Genomic DNA, 25,866 nt, shown 5'->3' with positions numbered 1-25,866 from the left:
TAATCTCTTAATCATAGTACTATGCGTCATATCCTGCATTATATCGTAAGTTTTCTATTCATTTGTACAACGTTCAATTGCTATGCACAAAAAACCAATCCTATTAAGGGACAAATTGTAGGTGAAGATAAACAGGCTATTCCTTATGTAACTATAAGCCTTCATAACGCTAAAGATAGTACACTATCCCACACGATCCTTTCGGATAGCTTAGGCCATTTTACATTCGCCAATGAAAAAGCAGGTCGCTATTTTGTAAAGATAAAAAATATCACACATCAAGAGACTTTTAGCCCACATTTCAGTCTGACTGAGCAACTCGGTGAATTTAACCTCGGTCAGATTATTCTCTTAACGAATAATACGTACTTAGCAGAAGTACTGGTGCAACGCAAAAAGCAATTCATCGAACAACAACAGGATAAGCTTGTATTCAATGTAGAAAACTCGATGCTTGCTGACGGCAATAATGGACTTGAACTACTGAATAAGATCCCAGGAATAGCTGTAGATGACAGCGGAGTATTAAGCATGAAAGGGAAATCGGGAGCAACCCTGATGATTAATGGAAAGATGACCTATCTTTCAGGCGATCAATTGGCCAATTTACTACGGAGCACATCTTCCATTGATATCAACAAAATTGAGGTTATGTCCAACCCTAGTGCAAAACAAGATGCGGCTGGTTCAGCAGGAATTATCAATATCGTTTTAAAAAAAGGAATAAAACAAGGATGGAATGGTTCCATCTCGCTCAATGGAGGAGCAGGCAGAGGCATGCATCTTGGCGGTAGTCTCAATTTAAATTACCGCACGGAGAAGCTTAATGTATTTGGAATTTACAACCAATATCATCAGAACCTCAAATATTTCAATTCCCTCACGCGGTATTTTTCTCCGGATCAGCACAATGTTCCAGAATCTTATGCGCAACAGCAAAACAACATACGTCCGAAACTACGGTCTAATAACTTTAGGGCTGGCATCGATTATAACATAGATTCCAAACAGACACTTGGCGTGCTTATCAATGGTGGATTTGGCAAATATCCGAAGTATGAACCGACGACAAATAACTTCAGAAACTTTGACGATAATCAATTAGTATGGTCTTCATCTACGATAACGGAAGGGAAGGAACGCTGGCGGGATATGCTCTACAATATCAACTACACGCTCAAATTTAACGATAAAGGGCACGAACTAAAAATCGACCTCGATCTTGTCGACCATTATTCCAAAATGGATCAGCAGCTGAACACGAATTATACGAAAGCAGATGGTACCCCGCTCAACCAACCGTCGTCACGTCGAGGAGACATTCCCTCAGACAATAAAGTGTACGTCGCCAAATTGGATTATACACTGCCCCTTGCCCAAGGGTATAAACTGGAGACAGGCTGGAAAGCCAGTCATGTACGTACAGAAAATGACCTGTATTATGACACCTTACAAAATGGTCAATACGTCCCTGACCTGACAACTAGCAACCACTTCATTTACAAAGAAACGATACAAGCGGGGTATATCAATCTATCCAAAAGCTGGAATAAAATTTCGGCTCAGGTTGGTTTCAGAGGAGAACATACCCATACTTTAGATAATCAAATCACTCTCCATGAGCAATTTGAAAAATCATATTTCAAACTATTTCCTTCGGCATATCTAACCTATACCCTCAATGAAAAAAACAAATTGCAGACAAGCTACAGCTACCGTGTGCAAAGGCCATCATTTTGGGATCTCAATCCATTTCGTGTATATACAGATCCTTTTTCCTATTCGGAAGGCAATGCTCAGCTTAATCCTGCTTATGAGCATTCTCTTGAACTTGGTTATACATTTGTCAGTAAATATATTTTTACCTTAAACTATGCGAAGAGAACCAATGTCGTTAACGAGATCATTGGCACGGATCCAGCCAATCCATACATTACCTATGAGCGACCCGAGAATATTGGTTCGTATAGAAATTACGGGTTGTCCATTATCGCCCCTACCCAATTGACAGCTTGGTGGGCAGCTACGCACTTCGCAAATTATTACCGGAATGAATATGATATTCCGCAAGAGGATGGCTTGATCAGCCGAAAAGGCAATACGCTTACACTAAATAGTCAGAACACATTCAAATTGCCTAAAGATTGGTCAATAGAACTAGGTGGGAGCTATGTATCCGGGCTGACAATAGGATTAAGTCAGATCAAGAGTTACGGTCAAATATATACTGGCATCCAAAAAAATATACTCAATAAAAGAGCATCTGTCAAACTAGTGGTGAATGATATTTTGAGAACCAACAATCGGCGTTATGAGACCGTTTCCTCAACAATAAGGCTCGTAGGGAAATCGAACCCTGACAGCAGGACGGCTATCCTCTCCTTTAATTATCGATTTGGCGGGCTTAGCGATTTGAACAGTCAACGTTCGACAGGGTCTGAAGAGATCAAAAATAGGCTTTAAACTCGTGACAGTGAGTTAACTTTATACTAATGCCAAATTTTGTACCTTTGTAAAAAATTATCGAAGATGTCGGTCAAGATTGGTGAAAATATTGATTTGGGTAAATTCCCTTTGTTATTAGCTCCGATGGAGGATGTAAGTGATCCTCCGTTTCGCTATGTGTGCAAACAGAATGGTGTTGATTTAATGTATACTGAATTTATTTCTTCGGAAGGGTTAATTCGGGATGCTGCAAAGTCAATTCAAAAATTGGATATTTTTGAGTATGAACGTCCTATTGGCATTCAGATCTTCGGTGGAGATATTGAAAGTATGCGTCAATCTGCTGAAATCTGCACAAAAGCAGGACCTAATTTAATCGACATCAATTACGGCTGCCCAGTTAAAAAAGTAGTCTGTAAAGGAGCTGGTTCATCCCTGCTACAGGACATCGATAAAATGGTTGCAATGACAAAAGCTGTCGTTGAGGCTACGGATTTACCCGTAACAGTGAAAACACGTCTTGGTTGGGATGACAACACAAAAAATGTATACGAAGTTGCTGAAAGACTACAAGATGTGGGGATCAAAGCACTGGCTATTCATGGACGTACACGCGCACAATTGTATAAGGGTCAGGCGGACTGGTCCATGATTCGGGATATCAAACGTAATCCGCGTATCAAAATCCCAATTTTTGGCAATGGCGATGTAGACTCTGTCGAAAAAGCTGCGGCATGGCGCCAGGAGTTTGAAGTGGATGGCATTATGATTGGCCGTGCAGCAATCGGATACCCTTGGATCTTTAGAGAAATAAAACATTTTTTCAATACTGGCGAACGTTTAGAAGGACCTACCATTGCCGAACGTGTCGAGGTTTGCCGAACACATCTCAACAAATCCATCGAATGGAAAGGTGACAAATTGGGTATTTTTGAAATGCGTAGGCATTATGCGAATTACTTCAAAGGAATCCCCAACTTTAAAGAACACCGCATGAAATTAGTCAGCTTACAAAGCCAGGCAGAGATTCTTGAGGTACTTCATGAAATTGAACACAATTTTTCGGCAGAAATGGTATAATCCTGAAGTCTACAATTTATAAATAAAAAAGGTCGTGCTAAGTTAACATTAGCACGACCTTTTTTATTTTAAGCATCTTTCTTGATAAATCGCTTGAGCTGATTTCGTTCCATCAAAAATACACCTCCCAGGTAAGCGATTAAAAGTCCATTACCAATAAAAACATTATGATGAAATACAAAGTAAGAAAGGTAGGAGAAACATATTCCCGCAAATATATACATCAGGATCTTTCCCAATTTATAAGGTATAGGGTAATGTTTTTGCCCCCATACATAAGATAGCACAACCATAGCAAAGTAGGCTAAAAATGTGACTATTGATGCTCCCACATAGCTGTATCTCGGAATCAGATAATAATTTGCCACGATGGTTATTCCCGCGCCTACCAATGAAATATACAAAGCGTACCGCGTTTGATCAGAAAGCTTATACCATACCGAAAGATTCATATAGATGCCCAGCAGCACATAATTGAACAGCAACAAAGGAACAATGAAAAGTCCAGACCAATATAAGTCACGTGTTTCCACATTTCCTTTAATAAAATACTTCAGCCAGTCAATATTCGCTGTAATCCCCAGCATAACTAACATCATGGCAATGACGAAATATTCCATAATTAACGCATAGGTCTTTTTCGCATTTGCATTTTTTGCATAAGAAAAGAAAAATGGCTCTGCCCCCAATCGAAAAGCCTGAACAAAAATACTCAGAAACATCGCCAATTTTCCAACGGCTCCATAGATCCCCAAATCGCGATCACCAATATCCTTAGGCAGGTAGATTGGCAATACAATTTTATCTAAATTTTCGTTGATGATATAAGAAATATTGGCTATTAAAATCGGAAAGCTATAGGATAGCATCTTTAAGATTAGCTGCTTTTCGGGTTTAAAATAAAAACCTCTCATTTCAGGCAGAAGAAATAGAAAGGTTGCTGCACTTGCTACAATATTCGAAATAAATACATAACCTATCCATTCATTTCTATACCAGCCGGAACACCAAGAGCCCAATGCACCTCCATCTTTTATTAAATAGGGAACCAGAGCAATAAAGAATAGGTTAAGAACAACCATAATACCGATATTGGCCAATTTAATAGCACCAAATCGGATAGGCCTTCCCTCCGATCTCAATTTCGCAAAAGGAACAATAGCTAAAGCATCCAATGCCAATATGAGGGCAAAATACTTCACATAGCTCTCGTAATCGGCATTGTAAGTTCCCTTATTCAACCAACCACCAATAGTGCCAGCAAAGACAATGGCCGTTATAAAAAATAATGTTGCCAGAGTGGCAATGACGATAAAACTATTATTGAAAACCTGCTTCTTATCCTTTTCTTCGACTTTTTGGAGAAACCTAAAAAAAGTAGTTTCCATACCAAATGCCAAAACGGCATTGATCATGGACGCCCAGGCGTACATATTGGTAAATATTCCGTAGGACGCAGGTGGATATTTGAGGACATAGAGTGGCGTCATAACGAAATACAGCATACGTGCTATAATCGTACTCAGGCCATAAATCATGGTCTGTCCAGCGAATTTTTTAAGTACTGACAAGGTGAAAAGACTTAAGATTGAACTCTTTTAACTACTTCAAAATTGGAAAAGCCCTTCATTTCGCCTTCCTTTACTTCAACACTTTCAACAATTGCACCCTCGGGCCCTTCTTGGCAGAACTCCAACAGTGAATCTAATGCAAACTCGTCGCCCTCGCCCTCAATATAGACAGAACCATCTTTTAAATTGACAACAAAGCCCCTAACACCAACTTGATCTGCAACCGCCTTGGTTGTCAATCTAAAAAAGACTCCCTGTACTTTACCTCTTATTGAAATATTCAAATGTTTCATCTGTAACTTATTTTTTCTTCCATCGGTCAGATGGAACTTACCATGACTATAGTTCCGTTATTATAGTCATGGACGGTTCAATAAGAGCAAAAGTACAGAAGTTTTGGGGAATTAAATACTACGCTAAACGTTTTACCTTAACATCTTCATGTAGGCGCATGTGTTCCATACCTTGCAACAATACAATCCCAGGCTTTTTACCCACTTCAAGTGAGCCAAATTCATCCTCAATGTTCAACGCGATAGCACCATTAATCGTAGCCCATTGAATAGTTTGCAAGAAATCGAGATCCTCAAAGTGCGCATGCAATACCTTTAGTTCCTCCAAAATGGATAATGTATCATTTGAAGCTAAACTGTCCGTTCCGATTACTAAACGCTGTCCGGCATTCATAAAATTCTGAACCTTTGGTAATGTTCCTTCAATATAAAGGTTGGCTTTTGGACAAAGACACCACATCACATCACGATCCATGCGCTCTACAAAATCCAGATCTTTAAGAGAAGTATAGGTATTATGAACCAACAATAATTTATTGGGATATGGCAAATAAGGAAGATAGGACTGAATCGAATTTCTTGCCTGCGCCTTAATCGCATCGGCGTTTTTTCCTATACTTTTATAAAAGTCCAGGAACTCCCCCATTTTATAACGGAACAGTTTATTCTCCTCTTCACTTTCTTGATTGTGAATACTGATAATATTTGTTTCCGGAACCATCTTCTTGAATTTTTTGAAAAGTACTTTCGAACAAGAATATGGCGCGTGTGGCGTAATGGATACATGCCCATTCCTAAACTCTTGAGTCAACGATTTAGCCTCTTTTAACTTAAAGTCAGCTTCGTCAGGTTCAATTCCGAGCACCTCCACAAACGTATGATATAAGATCTGAGAATCTTCCTTCAGTTTCGAGGAATTATCTGTGTTGGCATGATCTCCGACTGCAACAATACCATTTTCATACATCTCTCGATCGGCTTTTGCCATAGCGTCGTCTATTTTTTTCATCGACGCCGACCGCGTTGTCATCACCTTACTAAGAAAACTCGGAAGTCCCGTACCTTTAGGGACAATACCTTTCATATGCGACAATTCAATGTGGCAATGTGCATTGATAAAACCTGGAATTATCACTCCTTCATATCTCTCAACCTTCTTTTTGTCTGAAGGTGTAAATGAAGTTGGGTCATAGATACCTTGAATTACCCCCTCCTCATCTACCGAAACAATACCATCTTTTATTGGCATTGAAGTAATCGGCAGAATATAATTAGCGCTTAAATATTTTAACATTTTATCTCCTCACTATCAATTTAGTAACTAAAAATTTTTGACCTGTATGAATACATACCTCTAGTAGAAAAATTCATGCCAAGGTACCTAAAAAGAACAATAAATACCAAAAACAACAATTTGCACAAATTTTTAACCAAAAAGAAATAAAGCCGCAAATCCACTCTTTTGTATTTGTCATAAATTACTTCTTTATACTTCATTTCAATTTTAAATTTATATATTCGCAGCATCGAATAGGGGTGCCTTGTTTTGTCAGGAACACAAATAAAGGCTGAGATTATACCCAACAGATTAAATTCTGTACACCTGATCCAGATAATGCTGGCGTAGGGAGAGGTTAGTTAAATAGTGCGGTCATAGTAACCCCTTGCTATGATTTGTTTAACTCAAACAAAATACATTACCATGATCAAATTTTTGATTTGTAGCTCCTTAGCTACTATTTCAAGTCAAATTGCCATTGCGCAACAAAATCTGACAATTAAAGCTGTAGACAATACCAATCAGACCCCTTTACAGTACGTTTCCATATCCATAGACGGACAAGCATCCTTCGCTGGCCAATCGGACAAAAACGGACTGATTAAACTATATCGTATCAATACAGGCAAGCATCAGATTCAGGTATCTTCTCTTGGATATAAAACATGGAGCCGAAATGTGGATGTTAAAGACAATTTGGAACTTACGGTAGCATTAGAACCTAGTACAATTCAAATGGAAGAGGTCCTTGTTCAATCTACCCGTGCCAAAAGAAATGCTCCTACAACCTTTAAAAACATCTCCAAAGAAGAAATAACACGAAACAATCTCGGTCAGGATATCCCATTTCTTTTAAATCAGACCCCGTCCGTGCAGGTAAATTCCGATGCCGGTGCGGGTATAGGTTATACAGGAATGACGATCAGGGGATCCGACAATCAACGAATCAACGTAACACTCAATGGAATCCCCTTAAATGATGCAGAGAGCATGGGTTCCTTTTTTGTAAACCTTCCCGACTTTGCCTCTTCTACCGAGAGCATCCAAGTTCAGCGTGGTATTGGGACCTCGACGAATGGCGCCGGATCATTTGGAGCCTCATTAAATATCCAGTCCAATACTCTAGTAGAAACTCCTTACGCAGAACTTAACAATTCATTTGGCTCTTATAATACTTGGAAAAATACGGTCAAAGTCGGTACCGGACTAATTGACGACAAATTTGCCTTCAATGCCAGATTATCTCGAATAAGTAGCGATGGTTACATCGAAAGAGGTAGTTCAGACTTACAATCTTTCTATGTGGACGGAGGGTATTATGGTAAGAAACATATTTTAAAAGGAATTGTATTCTGGGGAAAAGAAAAGACCTATCAAGCCTGGAATGGCGTTCCTGAACCATTGATTACAGGAGATCGGTCGCGCATGGATGATTATGCAGATAATGCACTCGAAATTTCCGGTGCCGAGAAGGATCGTTTCATGAACGCTGGCCGTAATTATAACCTATACACGTATAACAATCAAACAGATAATTATACGCAGAAACATCATCAACTTCATTATACCAATATACTGAACGACAAATTGACGCTCAATACAGCCTTACACTATACAAGAGGTTATGGTTACTATGAAGAAATGAGACCGGGAGATAAACTAAGTAAATACGGTTTGCCTAACGTCATTATTGGTAAGGACACCATTCAAAAAACAGATCTTGTCCGCAGGAGATGGCTGGATAATTATTTTTACGGAATGACTTATGCTCTGAATTACAGGCCAAACGATCAGCTTGAAATTACTTGGGGTGGAGCTTATAATCAATACAAAGGAAAACATTATGGCCAGGTGATTTGGGCACAATATGCATCAACAGGATTTCTTGACGACAAATATTATTTTGGGAAATCACAAAAAAATGATTTCAGCAATTTCTTAAAAATCGATTACAAACTAGACAAATGGATATTAATGGCCGATATTCAATATCGGAATGTAGATTACCACATGTATGGTGATGATGATAAGGTAAAAAATTATAATTATCATCCTAAGTTTAATTTCCTGAATCCTAAAGCCGGTGCAACTTATCTGCTAAATGACCATTCAAATGTATACGCTTCTTATGCCTTTGCACAAAAAGAACCTGTCCGAAAGGATTTTATAGAGAAAAATAGCGCCTTACCAGATCCTACCCCAGAGAAAATGCAGGACATTGAATTGGGCTATCGTTTTACAAATGAAAAATTCAACATCGGATTAAATGGATATGGCATGTTTTACAAGGATCAGTTGATCCCAACAGGTGAAATTAGTGATACAGGCTCTCCAATTCGACAAAATGTCAATGATAGCTATAGAATAGGTCTTGAATTCGATGGGTCATGGAACATCAGCAAGCAGTTCAATTGGAAAGCAACAGCTAGTTTCAGCCAAAATAAAATTAAAGACTTTGAAGAGGTCATCGGCGATAAAAGGATATTTTATTCGAAAACAAACATTGCTTTATCACCGGGAACTATTTTGTCAAGTAATTTCTCTTATAGTCCAATAACATCACTTACATTCTCTCTTCTATCCAAATTTGTAGGAAGACAATACCTGGATAATTCGTCTGCGAAAGAGAGAAGCATTTCCGCATATTTTGTCAACAACCTGTTAGCAAACTATAACTTTACAGCATTAGGTATCAAAAATATCAGTGCAACCTTACAGGTCAACAATATACTGAACGAGAAGTACGAGGCCAATGGCTACACCTTTGGCTGGATGGAAGGAGATACCCGGAAGTATTATAATTTCTATTTCCCACAAGCCCCAACGAATTTCCTATTGGGCTTGAATTTCAAATTCTAAACCACCCTTTATAAAAGCCTCCTGATTCCAAACGCATTAGTAGCTGGGAAGGCGGACTGAAGGTCGCTTCTGATCAAATCCTTTAGCATAATTAGCGTCCCTTTTTCCTTCGGGAGAAAGGGACGTTTCTATATATACCTTGGAGAAAACTGAATTTCCCATCGTGTTTGACAATCGGAATTTTTACCTTTGGTTTTATACTTTTCACTATGCGCGCAGTTATACAACGAGTTACCAAAGCTTCTTGTACGGTAGATAATCAGATAACAGGCCAGATCCAGCAGGGTCTCATGATTTTATTAGGAGTTGAAGAAGCAGATACAACGGAAGATCTGAAATGGTTAGGACAGAAGTTCATCAACTTACGCATCTTCGAGGATGAACAGGGTATGATGAATAAGTCGATACAAGATGTAGACGGAAATATCTTACTCATCTCACAATTCACGCTCTTTGCTCAAACAAAAAAAGGAAACAGGCCTTCCTTTATCAGAGCAGCAAAACCGGACAAAGCCAAACCAATGTATGAAGAGATGGCTTTACTGCTAAGTCAATTGCTCCAAAAAGAGGTTCAGCTTGGCATATTCGGAGCCGATATGAAAATCGACCTACTGAATGATGGTCCAGTTACCATCGTCATGGACACAAAAGATAAGGACAACTTTTAATTTTTAATTGAACACAAGATGACTATTAAAGAAGCACAAGAGATTATTGACAAATGGATCAATAGTACCGGAGTACGTTATTTCAACGAGTTGACAAACACCGCCATACTCATGGAAGAAGTCGGTGAAGTTGCCCGAATAATGGCTCGGCAATACGGAGAACAATCTTTCAAAAAGTCAGACAAAGAAGTTAATTTAGCAGATGAAATGGCCGATGTATTATTCGTTTTGATGTGCCTTGCCAATCAAACGGGAATTGATCTAACAGCGGCTTTGGAACAAAATCTTCAAAAGAAATCAATTCGGGATGCCGACCGCCATAAAAACAACGAAAAACTTAAATAACCAAGAGTAGTATTGTTTGTACACCTCTTTGAGATAATATTTAATTTTAAATCGCGTACGATGTATAAATTCATAACCTATTCGCTCATAGCAAGCATATGCTTTGCCTCTTGTGCGACAAGACAGCAGCTAAATACTAAGGTTGAGCAGGCCAGTACTTTTAATAAGGCCAGTACTTTTAATAAGGCTGCCGTTGTCACAGCACATCCTTTGGCTTCAGAAGTCGGGGTAAAGATTTTAAAACAAGGTGGGAATGCAATAGATGCTGCAGTTGCCGTACAATTTGCTCTTGCAGTTGTTTATCCCAATGCAGGAAATATTGGCGGCGGTGGCTTTATGCTCTACCGCGATCATCGGGGTAATTTAGATGCCTTAGATTTTCGTGAGAAGGCTCCCCTAAAAGCATCCCGGGATATGTATCTCGATGCCCAAGGCAATGTTATTCCGGAGTTAAGCCTTTATAGTCAATTGGCCTCTGGGATCCCTGGCTCTGTTGCTGGTATGTGGGAAGCCCACAGAAAGTACGGCAAATTGCAATGGAAAGATCTCCTACTCCCAGCAATACAGCTAGCGAAAACAGGGTTTAAAATCAGTCAACGACAAGCCAATGAGTTTGAAAGCCATAAAGAGCGTTTTGTCAAACTGAATCCCGCTGGTGCTGCAATTATCAAAACCACAGTTTGGCGAGCAGGTGATCTATTTATCCAGGAGGAACTTGCAAAAACACTGGAAAGAATCGCAATCGAAGGCCGAGACGGTTTCTATACAGGTAAAACGGCCGATTTAATTGTTGCCGAAATGGGTAAAGGGAAAGGTATTATTAATCATCAAGATCTACTGGATTATCAGGCGCTTTGGCGTACCCCAATTTCCACAAATTATAGGGGCCACAAAGTTATTTCCATGCCACCACCTTCGAGTGGCGGAACATCTCTTTTAGCCCTACTCAAATCAGTCGAACAGTTTCCACTTCAACGCTGGGGCTTCCAAACCGATTCAACCATTCGTGTTATGGTCGAAGCTGAACGCTATGTATATGCCAATCGGGCTAAATATTTAGGAGATCCTGATTTTATTAAGGTACCTGTCGAACAGCTTATTGACTCAAGCTCAAATGCGCATAAACTCCATTCAGTCAATTTCCATAAAGCGACATCAAGCAAAGATGTCAATGCAGATGTCATTCCGGGTTATGAAAGTGAACAAACGACGCATTTCAATATTGTAGACGAGCAAGGGAATGCAGTATCCATTACAACAACACTTAATGATTCTTATGGCTCAGGAGTATTTGTGGAGGGCGCAGGTTTTCTCCTAAATAATGAAATGGACGATTTCTCCGTAAAGACCGGTATCCCAAACATGTATGGGCTTACTGGGGAAAAAGCGAACGAGATTCAGCCCGGCAAAAGGATGCTCAGCTCCATGACACCCACTATTGTAGAAAAAGATGGCAAACTATTTATGGTTGTAGGAACCCCTGGAGGATCAACCATCATTACCTCTGTTTTTCAGACCATCCTCAATGTTATTGACTTCCGACAAAATGCCCAATCAGCTGTGAGCCTGCCAAGATTTCATCATCAATGGCTTCCTGATCGTATTGACGTTGAAAATAACGCAATCGATGTCAATCTACGTGATCAATTGACAAAAGATGGCTATACGATAAATCCGAGAGGGACAATCGGTCGTGTGGAGAATATACTTGTATTACCAAATGGTAAATTACAGACAGGAGCCGACCCGCGTGGAGACGATACGGCAAAAGGCTATTAAAGAACAAAAAGAAAGGCTCATTTGGAATTCCAAATGAGCCTTTCTTTTTTATTTAGAAATGGGATGATCTTACATCATTCCACCCATACCGCCACCCATTGGAGGAGCACCAGCACCTACAGGGTTTTCTTCAGCTTCGTCAGCCAATACACACTCTGTAGTTAATAACATTGAAGCAACTGAAGCTGCATTTTCCAATGCTACACGAGATACTTTAGTTGGATCAATTACACCAGCAGCGATTAAGTTTTCGTAACGGTCTGTACGTGCATTGTAACCGAAATCTGCAGTTCCTTCTTTCACTTTTTGAACGATTACTGCGCCTTCGATACCAGCGTTATTACAGATCTGACGTAATGGCTCTTCGATAGCGCGTTTGATGATGTCAATACCGATTTGCTCATCTTCGTTGTCACCTTTAAGGTTTACCAAAGCTTCAGTTGAGCGAATGAAGGCAACACCACCACCAGCGATAATACCTTCTTCAACAGCTGCACGAGTTGCGTGTAAAGCATCATCAACACGGTCTTTTTTCTCTTTCATTTCAACCTCAGTAGTTGCACCGACATATAACACGGCTACACCACCTGACAATTTTGCTAAACGTTCTTGTAGTTTTTCGCGATCGTAGTCAGAAGTTGTTGTTTCGATTTGTGAACGGATTTGAGCAACACGTGCTTTAATATCCTCTACATTACCAGAACCATTGATAATCGTTGTGTTATCTTTGTCAACTTGAACTTTTTCAGCTTGACCTAAGTAAGATAACTCAGCATTTTCTAATTTGAAACCTCTTTCTTCAGAGATAACAGTACCACCAGTTAAGATAGCTATATCTTCTAACATTGCTTTACGACGGTCACCGAAACCTGGAGCTTTAACAGCCGCAACTTTCAACGAACCACGGATTTTATTAACAACTAATGTTGCCAATGCCTCACCATCTAAGTCTTCAGCAATGATTAATAATGGTTTACCAGTTTGAACTTGTTTCTCCAAGATAGGCAACAATTCTTTCATGTTGCTGATTTTCTTGTCGTAGATCAAAATGTATGGATTATCTAATTCCGCTTCCATTTTGTCAGAGTTGGTCACAAAATATGGAGACAAATAACCACGGTCAAATTGCATACCTTCTACAGTTTTTACTTCTGTTTCAGTACCTTTTGCCTCTTCAACAGTGATAACACCGTCGTTACCTACTTTTTCCATTGCTTGAGCAATCAAAGCACCAATTACTTCGTCGTTGTTTGCAGAAATAGTAGCAACTTGTTTAATTTTATTATTGTCTTGACCAACTTCTTGAGATTGAGATTTCAAGTTAGCAACAACAGTTGCAACAGCTTTGTCAATACCACGTTTTAGATCCATTGGATTAGCTCCAGCAGCCACAGATTTGATACCTGGAGCAACGATTGCTTGTGCCAATACAGTAGCAGTAGTCGTACCGTCACCAGCTTGATCAGCTGTTTTAGAAGCTACTTCTTTTACCATTTGTGCACCCATATTTTCTAAAGCGTCTTTCAATTCGATTTCTTTCGCTACCGAAACACCATCTTTAGTAATTACTGGAGCACCAAATTTTTTCTCAATAATTACGTTACGTCCTTTAGGACCCAATGTTACTTTAACTGCATTCGCTAAAGTATCTACACCTTTTTTAAGGGCCTCGCGAGCCTCAACGTTATATTTTACTTGTTTTGCCATTTTTATATGAGTATTTAGTATTTCTAAGAAGTGTAATTCGAGTTTAAATTAAACCGTAAACCGATTTATTTTTTACACGTCCAATTTTACAGCTTCACTAAAATAACCTATTGAATTTTTAATTGAGCCAGTAAGCTCGTTTTAAATAAACTGTTCCTATTAATTAGATAACCGCGTAAATATCAGACTCACGCATAATTAAGTACTCTTTTCCTTCGTAAGTAATTTCAGTACCTGCGTATTTTCCGTATAATACTTTGTCACCAACTTTCACAGTTAACGGTTCGTCAACTTTACCTGTACCTACAGCAACTACTGTACCTTGAGATGGTTTTTCTTTTGCTGTATCGGGGATATACAACCCTGAAGCTGTTTTTTCTTCTGCTGGAGCAGCTTCTACTACTACTCTGTCTCCGATAGGTTTGATACTTAATGCCATAATTAATTTACTTTTTATCTGTTATTGAATTTATTTTAATGTTATAATCGCTATAAACACATCATCTTTTATGCCAATTGTAATTAAGACAGCTTATAAGACAATTTTTCACAGAAAAGTTAATATCTCCATCGACAAAAATTCATTTTGCTGTCACACTGTCATTCCCAGTCTGTCAGTCTTACTTCCGTCGACAGACAGACTAATAAATTTATCGCTACATACCTGTCTTAAACAAAATATCGAACATAAAAAAGCCCCGTCTGTACAAACAAACGGGGCTCATCATTTTTTACTGACAACTATTTCTTAGCTTCTTCTGCTGGTTTTGTTGTCGGTGTAGCCGCTGGAGCCTTTTCTTGCGATTGAGCCGGAGCAGCTTGCCCTTGTCCCGCCGGAGCGCCAACAGGTTGTTGTCCAGTACCCAAGTTCAATGGACCTTGTTGTTTAGGCGCTTCGATTTGACCCCCCAATCCACCTTTAGATGTACTTGGAGACGTACCAATAACATTTACACCTAAGCTAAATACCATAATGGCAATAACCATGATCCAGGTACCTTTTTCCAAAAAGTCACCTGTACGTTTTACTCCCATAAGATTCGTTCCACCTGAAAAACCAGATGACAAACCTCCTCCTTTTGGATTTTGGATTAAAACCAAAAACGCTAAAATAATACTAGCTAATATGATTAGACCGATTAATAATCCTTGCATCTCTTTATGTTATTAATTTAATTTCTTTTCTAATTCTGTTATGCGTGCCGCAAAGTAAGCATTTTTTTCTGGATATTTCAAAACTAATTTTTTGTAAACATCTATTGCTTTTGGATATAAGCCCTGTTCCACATAGATCTTTGCAAGTGTTTCGGTAACAAGTGAATGCTGATCTTCCGAACTTTTTCTAGCTTTATTCTCCAAGTCTAACTTTTCTGCTTGCAGGGGCTGAATCATAGGTTCTTCACGAATAAATTTTTCGATTACCTCGTCTGTTTTACGCGGTATTTGAAAAGAGATTGTCGTTTTAACCTCATCACTTAACTTTGCTTCAGGCGATTGTAAATGAAAGATATTTTCCCGGATCTGTTGATCGAGTAGCTGATTATCCAGCTTCTCATGAATTTTAGCAATATCGTCATTCGAGGGCGTCATTGGGCGTAATGGAGATTTTACATAGGGCTGATAGGTATCAGCATATTCTAATCTCGTCTTATGCAACCACCACAAGAAACTGTAGGGCATGGTATCATCATCATAGACCGAAACACGCTCCTGACCATCATCCATTGTATTGGCAACAGCTTCCGCTACAACAGGTGCTACTAATGCAGGTTCCTCTGAATCGACACTATTTTCTTGCTGCTGATCGTTTGACCGAAAATAATCTTTTGCAACCCCGGCTTGAATCAAACGATCCAATTCATCAACCTCAATCTTGGATAAAACTGGTTCAGCTACCGTTTCACGCTCAGCTTCAATTTCGATAGTCCCATCATCGTCGCGAAGTGCTCCATCCACTGGAATTTCATCTGACGGCATGAATACATCAGGCTCTGTCGTTGGTTTACAATGCATAAATTCATACAACCAACTCGGAGAAGATGCATAGAGCAAAGTAGACGATAAATTCTGAACTGAACTATGCTTGCCAAAAACTTTGCGTTCATAGATAAATCGCAGGCTTTGGGCATAAGGGTATTTTTCAATCAATGCTAAAACAACATCTTCCGCCACAGTGTCGGGATGATTGATTGCTTGAAAAAAAAGCTCGTTATTGGATAATGATATATTAAGATTCATCTTGGAAATAGAATTACCAATTAGCAAACGCTTTATTGTATATATCCTCAGTTAGCATTTGAATAATTTCTTTACCCAAGGTCTCTTCTTGTGCACTCTGAAGATTACCTGCAAACTCTTTAAATCGCGTAAAAGGCTGTTCAAAATCATCCTTCGGATTAATTTTATTATGATAACTAACCTTGATTGTAATCGTCAACCTATTCATCGCTGCACGATCTGTCCCAGCTTCAACAGCTGCAGGACTTATCGAATATTCTGTAATAAATCCCTCAAAGGTAGCATCACCGTCTTGATTCACCTGACTCAATCGAGATTGGTTACGGATACGCTCTTTCAGTGCCTCCGTAAAATTCTGACTTAAGGTTGGATAAACCAAAGGAGCTATATTTTCGAAATATTGAATATTAACTGTTTTCATTCCCTCAGGAATGGATCCACCAGTAAATCCATATTTTACCCCACAACTATTCATTACAAACAAAAAGATTGTGGTTAGAAAAGCATATAAAATTTTTCTTGACAACATCTGTAAACCTTAATCTAAATTTAAGTCTTTAATTTTTCTGTACAAAGTTCTTTCAGAAATCCCCAACTCTTGCGCAGCAGCTTTACGTTTACCTCGGTGCTTTTTCAGCGCTTTTTTAATCAGATCAGACTCTTTATCAACAAGCGATAAAGATTCCTCAACTTCTTGAGCATCCTGCAGGTATTCATCCTGTGCAACAGGACTTTTTAATACGTTTGTTGTATTTGCTGGAGAATGTATGGTGAGCGTTGGGGTTGTATTATAATTTTCTGGTTCTGCTTTCAATTGTGGTTCAATCTCCTGGTATAACTGATTAATGTAAGGGGAATTTTGATCAAATGTGCTCGAATCGACACCTTTCTGAATTAATTCAACCACCAGTTTTTTCAGATCAACCATATCCTTCTTCATATCAAATAAGACCTTATACAGCAAATCTCTTTCGGAGAAATCCTCTTTTCCACCATTATTTGAAGGAACTACCGCTGGCAAACTCGTTCGGGATTCATTGGGTAGATAATTTTGAAGTGTATAGGCATCGACAACGCGTTCTTTCTCCAAAACTGCAATTTGCTCCGCAACATTTTTCAGTTGACGCACGTTTCCGGGCCAGCTATAGTTGCGCAGCATATTTTGTGCATCTTCTGTCAATTGAACCCCAGGTGTACGGTATTTCTCAGAAAAATCTACAATAAACTTACGAAATAATAAGTTGATATCTTCAGGTCTTTCACGTAATGACGGTACACGCAACGGTACAGTATTCAGACGATAATAAAGATCTTCGCGAAATTTACCTTTTTGTACAGCTTCAAATACATTCACATTTGTCGCAGCAACCACACGTACATTTGTCTTCTGTACCTTGGATGACCCTACCCGTATATACTCACCTGACTCCAATACACGTAATAATCTTGCTTGCGTACCCAAAGGCAACTCACCTACTTCATCCAAAAAGATTGTTCCACCGTCAACGACCTCAAAATATCCCTTTCTGGCTTCATGGGCACCTGTAAAGGAACCCTTTTCGTGACCAAATAACTCAGAGTCAATGGTACCCTCTGGTATAGCTCCACAATTGACCGCAATAAAAGGGCCATGCTTACGTGAGCTTAATTGATGGATAATATGCGAAAAAACCTCTTTACCACTCCCACTTTCACCTTGTATTAGTACGGAGATATCAGTTGGAGCCACTTGTCGTGCAATATCAATAGCACGATTCAACAAAGGCGAATTACCAATAATTCCAAATCTATTCTTTATATCTTGGTTATCCATAAATTTCCAGTTGGAAATAAAACAATCTAAGTTTTCTTAATCAACAATCTTTCCCAATAATGTCGCAGAGGTACATGACTCGATAAGTACATTCACATAATCGCCTTGTTTAAATCGAGGATCAATTGGAAATACCACCAATGCATTTTGATCATTACGGCCACAGAAATCGAACTCAGATCTTTTCGAAAATCCCTCAACAAGCACTTTACAAACTTTGCCAATAAAATGTTGATAACGGTATAAACTATGATCGCGCTGTTTATTGATCACTTCTGTCAAACGACGTTTTTTAACATCTTCAGGAATATCATCTGCGTATCTTTTTGCCGCCAATGTACCTGGTCTTTCTGAATAAGCAAACATATAGGCGAAATCGTATTTGACATAATCCATCATAGACAATGTTTCTTGATGCTCCTCTTCTGTTTCAGTACAGAAACCTGTAATAACATCTGTGGAAATAGCACAATCCGGAATAATACGACGGATGGCATCGACACGCTCCATATACCATTCACGGTCATAGGTACGGTTCATTAATTCCAATACTCTAGAGTTCCCTGATTGAACTGGCAAGTGAATATAATTACAGATGTTTTCATGCGAAGCGATTGCATATAAAACTTCATCTGTAATATCTTTTGGATGGGAAGTAGAAAAGCGAATACGTAAAAGCGGGCTGATTTCAGCAACCATTGTAAGCAAGCTAGCAAATGTTATGGTTTCACCCGGTTCCTCCCCTTCAGCTACTGGAGCAGTATATTTATACGAATCCACATTTTGTCCCAACAACGTAACCTCCTTATAGCCTGCATTGAAAAGATCTTCGGCTTCCTTCACGATAGATTGTGGATCACGACTACGTTCACGTCCACGTGTAAAAGGAACAACACAAAAAGAACACATATTGTCGCAACCGCGCATAATCGAAATAAAAGCTGTCACACCGTTCGAGTTTAAACGGACAGGATTAATATCGGCATACGTTTCCTCCCGAGATAATAAAACGTTTACAGCTTTAGCTCCATCGTCAACTTTATCAATCAAATTTGGCAGATCGCGATAAGCATCTGGCCCCACCACGACATCCACCAACTTTTCTTCTTCTAAAAATTTCGATTTCAAACGCTCCGCCATACAGCCCAGCACACCAACGATCATTCCGGGATTTTTTGCTTTAGCAGCTTCAAATTCCTTTAGACGATTGCGTACCCGCTGTTCTGCATTTTCGCGGATTGAACAGGTATTAATAAAAACCACATCAGCTTCCTGATAATTCTTGGTTGTTTCAAATCCCTTATCCAACAAAATAGAAGCAACAATCTCACTATCCGAAAAATTCATCTGGCAACCGTAACTTTCAATATACAGTTTGCGTCCATTACTTAAAATCGGATCCTGTTCTAATAATAATGCCTCACCCTGACGAGATTCGTCATGTTCCTTAGTGGTATGTGTTAAATCTAGCATAGCTCGATATTCAATAGAATATAATTTTTATTATTTTCGATGGAATAACTAATGCAAATACTCATCTTTTGCTGATCTGATTTCAAGCCCTTAGTTATTTCAAAGACTACAAAGTTAGAAATTTAAATCCATATAATGACAGTTTGTCAGACAGAAATATGGTTTATACTTTGTCAAATTTTAGGCGTAAATGGGCCGTATAAAAATTCGGACGGCTGTATTCCACAAAAAAAGCGCTGAATTTATCAGCGCTTTTTCTATGATTCGCAATCAAGTCAAACAGACTCCGAAAAGACCAAAGTCCTGAATCAGATTTATTGACCTGCTTGTTGTTTTGCTTCTTTCTTCATTTGATCACCTGCCACAATCACGATTTCAACACGACGATTTTGAGCACGTCCTGCTTCCGTATCGTTACTTGCAATTGGCTCAGAGAAGTTTCTACCTTCAGTTCTAATACGCGAAGACGCTAAGCCTTTAGATACCGCAAATGCACGTACAGAATTTGCGCGGTCCAAAGACACTTTTTCATTCGCAGCCAACGTACCTACATTATCTGTATGTCCGATAACCAGGATTTCAGTACCTTGTTCTTTGTTCAAGGTTGTTACCAAATTTGCGATATTATCTTTAGCTGACGCTTTTAAATCTGATTTATTGAAATCGAATAAAATACCTGAATCAAACTTAACCACGATTCCTTCCGCAGATTGTGTAACTTCCGCGCCTTCAACAGTTTTAGAAATCTCAGCGGCTTGCTTATCCATTTTTTTACCGATCAATACACCGGCAGCTCCACCAATGGCGGCCCCCGCTAATGTACCGATCGCCGTATTACCAGCTTTACCACCGATCAATGCACCCAATGCACCACCGGCAACACCACCGATTACGCCGCCTTTAGTTGTATTATTCGTATTTTGGATGGTAGAACAACTTCCAAATAACATAGCTGAGGTTGCAACTGTCAAACCTAATACAGCCAATTTTCTATTCATTTTCATATGTATGCTATCTAAGACTTTTAATATTCAAATTAAATACCGTTCTACTAAAATCAAACAAAGTGCCAAAAGATATTTTTATCAACTTTTTTGTTACAAAACACGAAAAAAGGCCCTTAAAACTTCCGAAAATGACGTTGATACGCTACAAAATTTTAAATCACCTTTTCCGACCTTACAATCAGCTAACAGTAACAAAAGCAAAATGTTTTTATTTTTCTTGAGTCTTTACTTCAATATCAGGTAAAAGAGCCCCTTTAGGCCTTCCCTTGGCATTAAAGTCGTCCATAGACTGCTGTACGTAATGCATTAGATCGTACTGTCCCCAATGCTCAGCAAGATCAAACGATGGACGATAGCGTATCATAAAAGCATCTAATTCTGTACTATCCAGTTTCGTCAGGTTTTTAACAGCCTCCCGAGAAAAAATACGATCAACTTGCAACTCATCCTTCTCCCTATCCATAAAACGCCCAAAGCGTTTGGCGTTCTTGGCTTCCCGCCCAAAAAGATTATAAAGCGCCGTTGCAGGACTACCCAAGTAGGTCCCGAACTTATTTTTACCCCCATTATAAACGCCCTTTTTAGCGTAATTGCTCATGGCATCATTTAATTCGGCCTCTTTCGTTTTTCGTTCAACGATGACAGTCTCCAATCGGATCCCTTCTTGCAACTCCACATAAAACTCGTTCAGGTTGGTCAGCACAGTTTTAACCGGTGAATACCCAACTTTTGTAAAAGACAAGGAATCTCCTACCGATGCATCAATCGTAAAAACACCAAAAGAGTTACTCAACGTAGACCTGTGTGTACGCATATTAAGCACCACAGCATCTCCAATGCGATTACCGTTACCTTTTTGCAGCACCATCCCCGAAACCTTCTGCAACTGTTGCGCAGTAGCACCGAAATAGGTGAATAACAGTAAAAAAAGCCCTAATATATGTATCTGTATTATTTTCATCCTAATATTTCTCTTCAATTACCCCAATTGGTTTCAGTGCGATTGTGATTCTCAACAATTTTATTGGGTCAAACATTCATTTCCGTAAAGAACAGTTTATAATTTATTTCAATTTATTAATTCCCTGTTACACCTAACCTACTTTGCTAAAAGTAGTAATAGTTTGACACTTGTACTGTTAAAAAAGTTTAAATATTCTTTGTTGATCACTTGTATGGATAAAAAACAAAATTAGCGCCTTCAGCAACGACAACAAATAAGCACATATAGTCTTTCGCAGGTTTATAGTTCTGAATAAAAGAAGCCTTACGATCTTCTTGAATAATATCCATTTCTACAAACTCTTCCAATGTAGAGGCATTTATACTCCATTTCGTTTCCAATTCTTTACGATCCAATATCAGTTCACCAACAGAAACTTCATGCTGATGTGCAACAAAAATAGGATAGTCAGAAAAACCTTCTTCAACAATCTCCTGCGCTACCTCACGGATTGATTCACTATAAAAATCGAGATCTACCTGCAAACTCTTCAATGGACTTTGCGCTGTAGACGCTGTATTTTCTTCTCTTGCAGATCCTGCAAATAAATCTTCTACTTCCATATGGTATCCTATTACTTCTTTAACTCCAATAAAACGACATTCTCAACGTGTTGCGTATGCGGAAACATATCTACCGGCTTGATCCGCTTCACCTCATATTTTTCGCCTAACAACACCAAATCGCGGGCCTGTGTAGCAGCATTACAACTGACATATACAATACGCGGCGATTCCATTTCTAACAAACGCGCTACAACGTCAGCGTGCATTCCTGCACGTGGTGGATCGGTAATAACCACATCCGGTTTACCGTGTTCGGCGATAAAGGAAGGGGTCAACACATCTTTCATATCACCGGCGTAAAACTTTGTATTCGTGATATCATTGATCGACGAATTCACTTTAGCGTCCTCAATGGCAGTGGGAACATACTCTACACCCACAACTTCTCTTGCCTTCTTAGCGACAAAGTTTGCAATTGTACCTGCTCCTGTATACAAATCATACACCAGCTCATCCCCCTTTAAATTGGCAAAGTCACGTGTGATTTTATACAGCTCATACGCTTGTGCAGAGTTTGTTTGATAGAACGACTTAGGCCCTACTTTGTAACGCAAGCCCTCCATCTCCTCATAGATAAAGTCACGACCGGCATATACATGAATATCCTGGTCGAAGATTGTATCATTGCGTTTCTGGTTTACGATATATAACAGGGAAGCGACTTGAGGAAACTTTTCTTTAACAAATTCCATCAACAACTCAACCTGTCCTTCTTCAGGATATGCAAACACAACGATCACCATCATCTCCCCGGTAGACGAGATACGGATAATCAAATTGCGCAATACACCGCTGTGTTCACGCAGATCGTAGAACGTCATACCTTGACTAAGCGCAAAATCACGAATGCTGTTGCGAACTTCATTTGACGGATCTTCTTGCAAAAAACAATGATCAATATCTAAAATCTTATCAAAACGCCCTGGCACGTGAAAACCCAGTGCATTCATTTCCAATTGGGACGCATCTTCATCAACTGAAGTCAACCATTTTTTGTTGGAAAATGTATATTCTAATTTATTTCTATAGTATTCCGTTTGCGCAGAGCCCAAGATACTTTCCATCGCTGAAGTATCCACTTTCCCAATACGCGATAGGGCATTATCGACAGATTGTTGCTTGAATTTTAATTGAGCATCATAGGTCATATGCTGCCATTTACATCCACCACACACACCGAAATGTTCACAAAACGGATCTACGCGATAAGATGAAGCCTCTTTTAAACTGGTTACCCGAGCTTCCGCAAAATTCTTTTTCTTGCGCATAAGCTCCACGTCAACAACATCACCGGGAACAGCTTTTTCTACAAACAAAACCAAATCTTCGGTTTTTCCAACACCTCTACCCTCTTCGGCAATATCAATGATGGCAATATCTTTCAAGAACTTTTTCTCTTGCGGAATTCTTCTACTCATAGGGTGCAAAAATACAAATTTATACCGATTTTTCATCTGCATAAATGATTTATAGCCATTGATTATCACTGGCATAAACGAGTACCTGACGGGTATGATAAGTTTCAAGCGAATAGAATACGGGGATCAGATTCGGACATTGTTCGTACCTTATTCGGATGCGATACAGATTGTGTACCAATACTGACCAGATTCTGACCTGACTCTGAACAGGAATTATCTGTTCAGAGTCAGGTCAATAATAGTTGCAAGAGTGTTCATCTCCGAAGGTGGTACGAACACAATACGAATACAACCCGGCAACAGCATGAACGTTGCAGAGTATCATAAAAAAGTGAACATGCAAAAAAGATAAGATGTAAACCTTTTTCAGGAATGGACATCACGTCGCGAATTAGAAAGGGATGCGCGCGTTATAACAACTTTACTGAACTGTTGCCTGAACAAGATAAGGAAGGATTTCTTTCTGAAACGAAATAAAGTTTTTCCGCACATCGGCATCTGAGACGGCTGTAAAAGCAAAAGAAAACACAATACTTTTACTGGACTTGATCAAAAAGGTTAGCTTCTCTTCGCTAATCGCTTCATTTATCTTTTCATTCTGAATGAATGTACTTAAGAGCAGAAACTCCAAATCTTCAGACAGCGTTTTTAAATATTCTTGTGCGTTTGCAGATTCCCGGATAAATTCCCAGCCGATCAATTCATTGCAAGCCGTATAGGTCAGTCGGCTTACCCGCAATATTGTAGACGCCAAAAACGAAGCCATATCATCTTCATATTTGGTTGTTTTCAAAATATCCTGCAGACTCGCACGAAGATAATCCATGAGAATGGCATGCAGGATCATTTCTTTACTATCAAAATACTTGTACACTGTCGCCTTCGCAATCTTAGCTTTTTTTGCCAATGTGTTCACACTGGTTTTATGATAGCCATTTTGACGAAAGAGCTCACGTGCTGTTCTTTTTATGGATTCAATAATATAATCTGGTTCCATATACGTTAGATCGTACGAATGTTGAAAGTCATCTACAAAGCCTAAAGACCAAAAAGCATCACATTGTTCTCTTGCCTAGTTATCGTAGAGAATAATGTGATGCCACAATCTTTACAATGATTAATTTATATTAATTCAGTCTCAAATTGAGACAAGAAACGTGTGTCATTTTCTGAGAAAAGACGTAAGTCTTTAATCACATATTTAAGGTTTGTGATACGTTCTATTCCCATACCAAAAGCAAAACCAGAATACTTTTTACTATCGATACCACAGTTATCAAGCACGTTAGGATCGACCATACCGCAACCTAAAATTTCTACCCAGCCAGAGTACTTACACAAGTTACACCCTGCCCCCTTGCAGATTGTACAGGAGATATCCATTTCGGCCGAAGGTTCAGTGAAAGGAAAATAGGACGGACGGAAACGCACTTTGGTACCTTCGCCATACATCTCTTGAACAAAATGATATAACGTTTGTTTCAAATCGGCAAAAGAAACATTTTCGTCTACATATAAACCTTCTACCTGATGAAAGAAACAGTGCGCACGGGCTGATATAGCTTCATTTCTATAAACACGTCCAGGCATTATCGCACGAAATGGCGGTTTACCGGCTTCCATTAAACGCACCTGAACCGAAGAGGTGTGCGTTCTCAATGTAATGTCATTACCTTCTTGTTTTTTGATAAAGAAAGTATCTTGCATATCACGCGCAGGATGTTCCGGCGGAAAATTTAGTGCGGAGAAATTATGCCAGTCATCTTCAATTTCCGGTCCTTCTGACACAATAAAGCCTAATTTCTTGAAAATTTCAACAATTTCTTTACGAACTAAAGAGATGGGATGTCTAGACCCCAGCTGAAAACCTTGACCAGGCAATGTTAAATCACCCGCTAGTTCCTGGGATTTTTGCTTCTCACCAGACCCGAACTTTTCTTGTGCTTCTTTGAATGTATTTTCTGCTAACTGCTTAAATTCATTCAACACTTTTCCCAAAGTACGCTTCTCTTCAGGCGTAACTGTTTTGAATTCATCAAAAAGATTTTTCACAATCCCTTTGGAAACCAAAAACTTCAATCTGAAATTTTCTACATCGGCTGAAGAAGCTGGCGCAAATGCCTTAATCTCTTCAGTATACTGCGTAATTCTATTTTGCAACATAATTAGAGCAAACATAGCCAAAATTTCCACCAAAAAGAAATTTTGAACTTCGACCGGGCATTAAAAACATCACAACAGAAACAGCATGCTCGCTTGGGAGAAAGGAATGAGATTATACGGCTAAAACGCTGATAAAACAAAAGAGCGGGCTTAGTT

General features: G+C 39.1%; 22 protein-coding genes. 6 read left to right on the top strand and 16 right to left on the bottom strand.

The window, feature by feature from the left end; all coding sequences use genetic code 11:
- The first annotated feature begins 21 nt into the window (after positions 1–21).
- Together BGP15_RS20050 and dusB are read left to right on the top strand one after the other, a co-directional pair.
- Positions 22–2,463: an outer membrane beta-barrel family protein gene (locus BGP15_RS20050; RefSeq protein ID WP_286770614.1), complete on the top strand. Its 2,442-nt coding sequence runs from the start codon at positions 22–24 to the stop codon at positions 2,461–2,463.
- 66 nt (positions 2,464–2,529) lie between these two features.
- On the top strand, positions 2,530–3,525 hold the full coding sequence (dusB, locus tag BGP15_RS20045; protein ID WP_046674816.1) for a tRNA dihydrouridine synthase DusB: 996 nt from the start codon (positions 2,530–2,532) through the stop codon (positions 3,523–3,525).
- Between the two features lie 68 nt (positions 3,526–3,593).
- Here dusB and BGP15_RS20040 read toward each other — a convergent pair whose 3' ends face one another.
- The 3 genes from BGP15_RS20040 to BGP15_RS20030 all read right to left on the bottom strand — a co-directional run bounded on the left by BGP15_RS20040 (position 3,594) and on the right by BGP15_RS20030 (position 6,683).
- Complete coding sequence (locus tag BGP15_RS20040; protein ID WP_286754847.1) at positions 3,594–5,063, bottom strand: lipopolysaccharide biosynthesis protein; 1,470 nt, start codon at positions 5,061–5,063, stop codon at positions 3,594–3,596.
- Positions 5,064–5,107: 44 nt separating this feature from the next.
- Positions 5,108–5,389: an acylphosphatase gene (locus tag BGP15_RS20035; RefSeq protein WP_070561618.1), complete on the bottom strand. Its 282-nt coding sequence runs from the start codon at positions 5,387–5,389 to the stop codon at positions 5,108–5,110.
- Positions 5,390–5,507: 118 nt separating this feature from the next.
- A complete protein-coding gene (locus BGP15_RS20030) occupies positions 5,508–6,683 on the bottom strand; it encodes an amidohydrolase family protein (protein ID WP_286770613.1) in 1,176 nt (391 codons plus the stop codon).
- A 408-nt stretch (positions 6,684–7,091) separates the two neighbouring features.
- On the opposite strand from BGP15_RS20030, the gene BGP15_RS20025 reads away from it, so the two are divergent.
- The 4 genes from BGP15_RS20025 (at position 7,092) to ggt (ending at position 12,319) form a co-directional block, all read left to right on the top strand.
- A complete protein-coding gene (locus BGP15_RS20025; protein WP_286770612.1) occupies positions 7,092–9,527 on the top strand; it encodes a TonB-dependent receptor in 2,436 nt (811 codons plus the stop codon).
- Between the two features lie 209 nt (positions 9,528–9,736).
- Entirely contained in the window at positions 9,737–10,195 is a 459-nt protein-coding gene (gene dtd, locus BGP15_RS20020) for a D-aminoacyl-tRNA deacylase (protein WP_286770611.1), read from the top strand.
- An 18-nt stretch (positions 10,196–10,213) separates the two neighbouring features.
- Positions 10,214–10,540, top strand: coding sequence for a nucleotide pyrophosphohydrolase (locus tag BGP15_RS20015; protein ID WP_070561627.1), 327 nt, complete (start codon positions 10,214–10,216; stop codon positions 10,538–10,540).
- A gap of 60 nt (positions 10,541–10,600) precedes the next feature.
- A complete protein-coding gene (ggt, locus tag BGP15_RS20010; protein WP_286770610.1) occupies positions 10,601–12,319 on the top strand; it encodes a gamma-glutamyltransferase in 1,719 nt (572 codons plus the stop codon).
- A 69-nt stretch (positions 12,320–12,388) separates the two neighbouring features.
- Here the strand turns inward: ggt and groL are convergent, their stop codons facing one another.
- From groL to pheS, 13 genes are all read right to left on the bottom strand, one after another.
- Positions 12,389–14,026 (bottom strand): chaperonin GroEL, encoded by a 1,638-nt coding sequence (gene groL, locus BGP15_RS20005; protein WP_070561631.1) that lies wholly within the window; start codon positions 14,024–14,026, stop codon positions 12,389–12,391.
- A 163-nt stretch (positions 14,027–14,189) separates the two neighbouring features.
- Positions 14,190–14,465, bottom strand: coding sequence for a co-chaperone GroES (locus BGP15_RS20000; protein ID WP_028070710.1), 276 nt, complete (start codon positions 14,463–14,465; stop codon positions 14,190–14,192).
- A gap of 302 nt (positions 14,466–14,767) precedes the next feature.
- Positions 14,768–15,181 (bottom strand): preprotein translocase subunit SecG, encoded by a 414-nt coding sequence (secG, locus tag BGP15_RS19995; protein ID WP_070561633.1) that lies wholly within the window; start codon positions 15,179–15,181, stop codon positions 14,768–14,770.
- Positions 15,182–15,193: 12 nt separating this feature from the next.
- Positions 15,194–16,264 carry a DUF8458 domain-containing protein gene (locus tag BGP15_RS19990; protein ID WP_070561635.1) on the bottom strand — a complete coding sequence of 357 codons (1,071 nt, stop codon included), beginning with the start codon at positions 16,262–16,264 and terminating at the stop codon, positions 15,194–15,196.
- Positions 16,265–16,277: 13 nt separating this feature from the next.
- Positions 16,278–16,793 (bottom strand): LptE family protein, encoded by a 516-nt coding sequence (locus BGP15_RS19985; RefSeq protein WP_070561637.1) that lies wholly within the window; start codon positions 16,791–16,793, stop codon positions 16,278–16,280.
- 9 nt (positions 16,794–16,802) lie between these two features.
- Complete coding sequence (locus BGP15_RS19980) at positions 16,803–18,077, bottom strand: sigma-54 interaction domain-containing protein (protein WP_070561639.1); 1,275 nt, start codon at positions 18,075–18,077, stop codon at positions 16,803–16,805.
- A gap of 36 nt (positions 18,078–18,113) precedes the next feature.
- Positions 18,114–19,550, bottom strand: coding sequence for a tRNA (N6-isopentenyl adenosine(37)-C2)-methylthiotransferase MiaB (miaB, locus tag BGP15_RS19975; RefSeq protein ID WP_070561641.1), 1,437 nt, complete (start codon positions 19,548–19,550; stop codon positions 18,114–18,116).
- A gap of 314 nt (positions 19,551–19,864) precedes the next feature.
- Entirely contained in the window at positions 19,865–20,554 is a 690-nt protein-coding gene (locus BGP15_RS19970; protein ID WP_172462318.1) for a YiaD family glycine zipper/OmpA-like lipoprotein, read from the bottom strand.
- Between the two features lie 211 nt (positions 20,555–20,765).
- Positions 20,766–21,518: a hypothetical protein gene (locus tag BGP15_RS19965; protein WP_070561645.1), complete on the bottom strand. Its 753-nt coding sequence runs from the start codon at positions 21,516–21,518 to the stop codon at positions 20,766–20,768.
- 206 nt (positions 21,519–21,724) lie between these two features.
- Positions 21,725–22,123, bottom strand: coding sequence for a hypothetical protein (locus tag BGP15_RS19960; protein WP_286770609.1), 399 nt, complete (start codon positions 22,121–22,123; stop codon positions 21,725–21,727).
- Between the two features lie 11 nt (positions 22,124–22,134).
- Positions 22,135–23,544 (bottom strand): 23S rRNA (uracil(1939)-C(5))-methyltransferase RlmD, encoded by a 1,410-nt coding sequence (gene rlmD, locus BGP15_RS19955; protein ID WP_286770608.1) that lies wholly within the window; start codon positions 23,542–23,544, stop codon positions 22,135–22,137.
- Between the two features lie 424 nt (positions 23,545–23,968).
- Positions 23,969–24,544, bottom strand: coding sequence for a TetR/AcrR family transcriptional regulator (locus BGP15_RS19950; protein ID WP_046674798.1), 576 nt, complete (start codon positions 24,542–24,544; stop codon positions 23,969–23,971).
- A 125-nt stretch (positions 24,545–24,669) separates the two neighbouring features.
- Positions 24,670–25,710, bottom strand: a complete 1,041-nt coding sequence (gene pheS, locus BGP15_RS19945; RefSeq protein WP_286770671.1) for a phenylalanine--tRNA ligase subunit alpha — start codon at positions 25,708–25,710, stop codon at positions 24,670–24,672.
- Positions 25,711–25,866: the final 156 nt, after the last annotated feature.

The sequence above is a fragment of the Sphingobacterium sp. 40-24 genome (assembly GCF_001899705.1).
Lineage (GTDB): Bacteria > Bacteroidota > Bacteroidia > Sphingobacteriales > Sphingobacteriaceae > Sphingobacterium > Sphingobacterium multivorum.
The sequence above is the reverse complement of the archived record's forward strand: the minus strand, read 5'-3'. Positions and strand labels throughout refer to the sequence as shown.